Annotated in this window: 1 protein-coding gene; it reads left to right on the top strand. The window is 66.7% G+C overall.

Features of this window, described 5'->3' with window-relative positions; all coding sequences use genetic code 11:
• The first annotated feature begins 134 nt into the window (after nucleotides 1-134).
• The gene (locus PM3016_RS19335; RefSeq protein ID WP_014370611.1) at nucleotides 135-7343 is read left to right on the top strand and encodes a non-ribosomal peptide synthetase; all 7209 of its coding nucleotides are present in this window, start codon (nucleotides 135-137) and stop codon (nucleotides 7341-7343) included.
• Nucleotides 7344-7438 lie beyond the last annotated feature (95 nt).

Genomic DNA, 7438 nt, shown 5'->3' with positions numbered 1-7438 from the left:
CCGGCAGAAGACAACCACAACCCGGTTGACCGGTATCGGACTGAAGACCGGACCCCGGTCAGCCGGGGCCATCAACGGCAGCGCCCCCGAACCCGGCGGCGAAACCCCCGATTCCTCCCATGAAAGGAACAACCATGGCCAAAAAAACTGAAATCCAAGACATTTATCCTTTGTCTCCCATGCAGAAAGGAATGCTGTTCGCCTCCCTCGCCGGAGAGGATTCATCCGCCTATTTGGAGCAGGCCGAATTCATCCTCCGCGGACCCTTGGACCTGCAGCGGGTTCAGCGCAGCTGGGAGCGGCTCCTGCAGCGCCATGAGGCGCTGCGCACGCTGTTCCTTCACCAAGGCATCGCCGGCATCACGGAGCCGCGGCAGGTCGTGCTGAAGGCCCGCCCCTCCGAGGTGCGTTTCGAGGATCTGTCCCGCCTCAGCCCCGCTGACGCGCGGGAAGCGGTGGAGCGCTTCAAGGCGGCCGACAAGGCCAGAGGCTTCCGGCTCGACAAGGACCCCCTGATGCGAGCCGCCGTACTGCGTACCGGACCGGAGGAGCATACCTGCATCTGGAGCCACCACCACATCATCATGGACGGCTGGTGCCTCGGTACGGTCATTAGAGACTTTTTCCGTGCCTATCACAGCGAAGAGGGCGGGGGTGCAGCCAGTACAGCCTTGCCGTCCGCCCCTCCGCCTTACAGCAGCTACATCCGCTGGCTGCAGGAACAGCCGACGGAAGAGGCAGGCGCCTACTGGAGAGCTTATCTGGACGGCTGCGCGCAGCCGTCCTATCCGCTGGGGCGCCGTTCAGGCCCTTCAGCCGGCATCCAGCCGCAAACCTATGCGTTCCGGCTGGATGCAGCGCTGACCGCCCGGCTCGGCGGCCTTGCCCAAAGCCTGCAGGTGACGCTGAACAGTGTGGTGATGGCCCTGTGGGGGATACTGCTCGGCCGCTATAACGCAGCGGACGAAGCGGTCTTCGGCACGGTCGTATCCGGCCGTCCGGCCGGTCTGCCCGGCGTGGAGCGAATGGTCGGTCTGTTCATCAACACCGTTCCTCTTCGCATCCGGACACGCGGCCTCAGCTTCGCTGAGCTCGCCCGGGAGGTACAGAGGAGCTCCCTGTCTTCGGAGCCCTATCATCATTATCCGCTCTATGAGATTCAGAAGGAGAGCGAGGCGGGCCAGGAGCTCATCTCCCATGTGATCGGGTTCGAGAATTACCCGGCGGGGGAGGAGCTGGAGCCTCAGATGGAGGCTTCCGGGCTGAAGGTCGAGGCATTCCGGGTCGACGAACGGACGCACTATGACATCGATGCGGCGGTCACCACCGGCCGGGAGCTCGGCTTCCGGCTGAACTACAACGCCATGCGGTATGATCCGGAGTGTGTGCGGAGGATCGAAGGCCATCTGCGCCGGGCGGCCGAAGCCGTAACGGCCGATCCGAACATGCCGGCACACAACCTAGATATCGTAACGGACGAGGAAAAAGCTTCGCTGCTTGCCCCCCTCTCAGCTGTAGATTCCGCTTCGGACGGGGTGACGGCTCACGGGTGGTTCGCGGAGCAGGCGGCCCGTACTCCGGAACGTAAGGCCGTCGTCTGCGGCGAGGCTTCGCTGTCCTACATGGAGCTGGAGACGGCGGCGAACCGGCTGGCGGATACCCTTCGGGGAAGTCATGGAGCCGGTCCGGGGAAGCTCGTCGGCGTCCTGGCCGGGCCCTCCGTCCACCGGGTAACGGCGGTGCTTGCGGTGCTGAAAAGCGGGGCGGCGTTCGTGCCGATCGACCCGGGCCTTCCCTTCGAGCGCATCCGCAGGATGACCGAGCATGCCCGGCTCTCCGTGATCGTGTCTCAAGAGGAGCACACCGCCTTACTGCAGGAGCTGCTCCGGAAGTGTCCGGAGCTGCAGGCCGGCCTTTGCCTGGATTCGCAGCAGGAGCTCGAAGCCGGGGCTGAACCGGCGGCAGACGGCGGCCCGGCGGCCCGTGAAGCGAAGCTGACTCCCGCTGAAGCAGGAGACTCAGCTTCGCAGCCGGAGCTGAGGGACCACAGGGGGGCCGGGGAGGCCCATGCCGCCCTGACGGCCGGCCCCCGCGACCTCGCCTACGTGATCTATACCTCGGGTACGACGGGCGAGCCCAAGGGCGTGATGGTCGAGCACCGCAGCCTTGTCAATCTGGCGCAGTGGCATATCCGGCACTTCGCCCTGAACGCGGAAGACCGGTGCCTGCTCTATGCGGGCTTCGGGTTCGATGCGGCCGTATGGGAGCTGTTCCCGCCGCTGCTGGCCGGCGCTTCGCTCTATCCGCTGCCGGAGCGGCTGCGGCTCGACCTTGCGGGAATGCGGCAGTTCATGGAAGAGCAGGGGATCACCCAAGCCTTCCTGCCGACCGCGATCGCCGAACCGTTCCTGGAGGAGCCGGCCCCCCGGCAGCTCAGGCTGCTTCTGACGGGAGGGGACCGGCTGAAGCGGGTCCGTCCGGTACCCTATGCGCTGCACAACAACTACGGACCGACAGAGAATACGGTGGTCGCCGCAAGCTGCCGGGTGGAGGCGGGGGACGGACCGATTCCGATCGGCCGCCCGATTGACGGGGTCCGCGCTTATGTGCTCGACGCGGAAGGCCGGCTGCTTCCGGCCGGGGCACCGGGGGAGCTGTGCATCGCCGGGGCCGGCCTTGCCCGCGGCTACTGGCGAGACCCGGAGCAGACGGCGCTCCGCTTCGTACCGGACCCGTTCGTCCCCGGCGGGACCATGTACCGCTCCGGTGACCGGGTGCGGTGGCGGTCGGACGGCACGCTGGAGTTCCTGGGCCGCACGGACGCCCAGCTGAAGATCAGGGGCCACCGGATCGAGCCGGGCGAGATCGAAGCCCGCCTGCTTCTGCTGCCCGCCGTGCGGGAAGCCGCTGTGGTCGCCAAGGAGGAGGGCGCAGGCAGCCCCGAGCTGTGGGCCTATTATACCTGCAGCGGGGAAGCGCCCGGGCCCGTGGAGCTGAAGCGGCATCTGGCGGCGGCCCTGCCCGGATCCATGGTGCCCTCCCGGTTCGTCCGGCTTCTCCGGCTGCCGCTTACGCCGAACGGCAAGGTGGACCGGAAGGCCCTGGCCCTCCGGCAGGATGACGTCCCGCAGGACACCGCCTTTGCGCCTCCCCGCACGGAGATGGAGGCCAAGCTGGCCGCCCTGTGGCAGGAGGTGCTGGGGGGGCCGGCCGCGGGCATCCACGACAGCTTCTTCGAGCGGGGAGGGGACTCGATCAAGGCCATCCAGCTGGCGGCCAGGCTGCACAAGGAGCGCCTGCGGCTGGACGTCCGGGATCTGTTCCGCTATCCGGTACTGGCCGAGCTGGCCGAGGCCATCACGCCGCTGGACGGCTCCCCGGGCCAGTCCCCGCCGCAGAAGCCGGCATCGATCGAACAACACCTCTCGAAAGAAGAGTTCGCAACGTGGCTCAGCGAGCTGCGGGGGGGGCATCCCGGAGCCGGGATCGCAGCACTCTATCCCTTGACCCCGCTGCAGGAGGGGATGCTGTTCCACGCGGAGTACCATCCGCAGAACGAGGCGTATTTCGAGCAGCTGAGGCTGTCTCTTCAGGGGCCGCTGGACCTGGAACGGTTCCGGCTTGGCGCGTCCAGGCTGGCCGGACGGCACGATATTCTGCGGACCGTGTTCCGCCGCACCCGGGCGGGACGTCCGCTGCAGGCGGTGCTGGACGGCTGGGACGTGCCGGTTCGCTATGAGGACCTGCGGGAACTGCCGCGGGAGGAGCAGGGGCGGATGGCCGACATCCTCTGCAAGGAAGACCGGCGGCTCGGCTTTGACCTGGCGCATACCCCCGCGCTGCGCTTCACCGTGCTGCACACCGGCGAACAAACGTGGGAGGTGGTGTGGAGCTACCACCACATCCTGCTGGACGGCTGGTGTCTCGGCATCCTGATGCGGGAGTTCATGCAGCTGTACACGACACCCGAGAGGGCGCTGCCTCCGGCGGTACCTTACAGCGATTTCATCCGCTGGCTGGAAGAGCGGAACCGGGACGAGGCCGCCCGGTATTGGACGGGCGTGCTAGAAGGATGCGATGGGCCGACGCCGGTGCCATCGCTTAAGGAAGGGAGAGCGAAGGAAGCCGGAGGGGTCTACCGGCACCGGCTCCACGAATTCACGCCGGACCCCGTGCTGACGGAGAGGCTGAAGACGGCCGCCGCGACCTGCAGGACCACGCTCAACCATGTCATCCAAGCGGCCTGGGCTATCCTGCTCGCCAAGTATAATCATACGAAGGACGTCATCTTCGGAACAGTCGTCTCGGGGCGTCCGGCGGGTCTGCCGGGAGTGGAAGCGATGGTCGGTCTGTTCATTAACACCATCCCCGTGCGGGTGCGGTTCGATGAGGTCCGGACACTGCAGCAGCTGCTGCAGCGGATGACCCTGTCCGCCCTGGACGCCGCCGCGTATGACTGGTATCCGCTGGCCGGAATGAACGGAGGCACGGGAGCTTCGCTGGTATCGCACCTCTGCGTCTTCGAGAATTACCCGCTGTCCTCCGGGCTCTCCGGGATGGATCGCGGGGGGGTGACCGCGGTCGGGGCCGAGCTCTTCGAGCAGACGAGCTATGATTTCAATCTCATTGTGCTGCCGCACGAGGGACTGCGCTTCAAGCTTTCGTACAATACCGAAGTGTATGATGCGGAGGAGATGTGGAGGATCGAAGGCCACCTGCTGCGCCTCCTGGAGCACATGGCCGCCGATCCCGAAGCGGAGCTGGGGCAGCTCGAGATCCTGCCGCCGGCCGAGTTCGAAGAGGCGGTCGTCAGCCTCAACCGGACGGCGGCCGCTTATCCCGACGGGGAGACGCTCATCAGCCTGTTCGAGACGCAGGCGCAGCAGGGTCCGGAGCGAACGGCCCTGCTTCATGGAGAGACTTCGGTCACCTACGGCCGGCTGAATGCTCAAGGCGATGCGGCGGCCGGGGCGCTGATCGAAGCGGGCGTGATGCCCGGTGACCGGGTCGCCCTGATCGCGTCCAGAGGACTGCCGATGATCTCCGGCCTGCTGGGCATCCTGAAGGCCGGTGCCGCTTACGTACCGATCGACCCGGAGTATCCGGCGAAGCGGCAGGCGCATCTGGCTCGTCACGCAGAGGCACGTGCGATTCTGACGGACATGCGGCTGCCGTTCGAGCCGGACTCCACCGTAACCGTCATCCGACTGGATGGGGTCTCGGGTGACCGGGAAGGGGAGAGGGCTGCAGCTCTGCGACGCAGCCTTTCCTGCGCCCCCGACGACCTGGCCTACATCATCTACACGTCCGGATCGACAGGAGAGCCGAAGGGAGTGCGGATCCTGCACCGTTCAGCCGTCAATCTGATTCACTGGGTCAACTCGACCTATAGAGTCGGTCCCGAAGACCGGCTCCTGTGGGTGACCTCCCTGAGCTTCGATCTGTCGGTCTATGACCTCTTCGGCATGCTGGCCGCCGGAGGCTCGGTCGTCATCGCGGAAAAGGAAGAGGTGCAGGACCCCCGTAGGCTGTGGAGGCTGATGACCGAGCAGGGCATCACCTTCTGGGATTCCGTGCCGACGACGATGCACTATCTCGTCCAGTCCCTCGAGGAAGCCGGCGGTGCCGCTCCTTATTCGCTGCTGCGGCTGGTCTTTCTCAGCGGAGACTGGATTCCCGTCTCTCTGCGGCGCAGGCTCCGCGCCTTCTTCCCAGAGGCCCGGACCATCGGCCTTGGCGGCGCGACCGAAGCGGCCGTCTGGTCGAACTGCCACGAGATCGGCGAGTCGGACGAGAAGCTGCGCAGCATCCCCTACGGCAGGCCGATCGCCAACAACCGCTACTATGTGCTCGACGGCTTCGGCCGGCCGGCGCCTCCGGGCGTACCGGGCGAGCTCTATATCGGAGGCATCGGCGTTGCCGACGGTTACATGAACGACGGGGAGCGGACGGCCGCCGCTTTCGTGCCCGATCCGTTCCTGGGGGCTGCGGGCAGCATAGGCACCCGAATGTACCGCACGGGAGACCTGGGCCGGCTGCGCCCGGACGGAACGCTGGAATTCCTCGGCCGCAAGGACGGGCAGGCCAAGGTGCGCGGGTACCGGATCGAGCCCGGGGAGATCGAGCAGGCGCTGCTGCAGCTGGAGGCGGTACGCGAAGCGGTCGTGGTCACCCGCCGGGCGGAAGCCGGTCACGTACAGCTGTGTGCCTACTATACCGCGGAGCGGGCGGTGGCTGCCTCCGAGGCGAAGCGGCATCTGGCCCGGATGCTGCCCGCGTATATGGTGCCGGAGCTGCTCATGCAGCTGGAATCGCTGCCGCTGTCGGCCAACGGCAAGATCGACCGGCGGGCCCTGCCGGCGCCGCAGCCCGCCGCGGATGGGTTCACCGAGCCGAAGACACCGAGCGAAGCCCGGCTGGCCGCCATCTGGCGTGATCTGCTGAAGGTGGAGCAGATCGATGTCCGCGCGGATTTTTTCCAGATCGGCGGCCATTCGCTGCTCGCTGCCGCCCTGTCGGCACGGATCGCCGAGAGGTTCGGCGTGGAGGTGCCGCTGCACCTGATCTTCCGCCAGCGAACACTGGGGGAGCTGGCCGGCGGACTGGATGCCCTGCAGCAGCTGCAGGGCGGGGCCGAAGAGTCGGTCACGCGGCTGAACGGGGAAGGGGATGGCGAAGCACCGAAGGTCTTCTGCTTCCCGCCCGTGGCCGGATACGGATTCGAGTACCGCGCTCTGGCCGAGAAGCTGCCGGCCTACGCCTGGTATGCGTTCGACTTCCTCCCCGAAGCGGAGGAGGACGAACACCGCGCGGCCGCTTATGCCGCACGGATCCGCCGGCTGCAGCCCGAAGGGCCGTATGTGCTGCTGGGCTATTCCGCCGGGGGCTGCCTGGCCTATGAGACCGCCGCGGCACTGGAGGCCGAAGGGGCGGAAGTCGCCGGCCTGCTGATTCTCGATGCGGAGCGCAGAACCCGCCTCGACCCGGTTCCGGATGCGGAGCTGTTCCGGGATACGGAAGAGCAGCTGGCGGCTGCGGAGGAACGCTACGGGGGACTGCTCTCCGTCCCTTCCGTCAGGCGGGAGGCGCAGGCGCGGATGTACGCCTACCGGCGCTATCTTCACCGGACGGTGAACGGCGCTGCGCTGCAGGCCCCGGTTCACCTGCTGCTCGCGGAAGGCTCGGAGGTGCTGCCATCATGGAGCGGAAGGGAAGCCGGACCGCTCACCGCATACCAGGGAAGCGGCACCCACATGGAGATGCTGGAAGATCCGGCCCTCACGTCTAATGCAAGGCTGCTTGGGGAGATTCTCGAGGCCGCGATCTCATCCGTGCTCATCTGAACAAGAGTCACCGTCTGCCGGATGAACGGCTGAAGACGGCGCATACCAAGCCGGCAAGCATCCGAACCGTCCATCTTCAGCCCTTTGGATCTTCA

The organism is Paenibacillus mucilaginosus 3016, assembly GCF_000250655.1.
GTDB lineage: Bacteria > Bacillota > Bacilli > Paenibacillales > NBRC-103111 > Paenibacillus_G > Paenibacillus_G mucilaginosus.
The sequence above is the reverse complement of the archived record's forward strand: the minus strand, read 5'-3'. Positions and strand labels throughout refer to the sequence as shown.

Coding starts and splice junctions, on each gene's coding strand:
- PM3016_RS19335 (WP_014370611.1), top strand. CDS start 135: ATGGCCAAAAAAACTGAAATCCAAGACATTTATCCTTTGTCTCCCATG.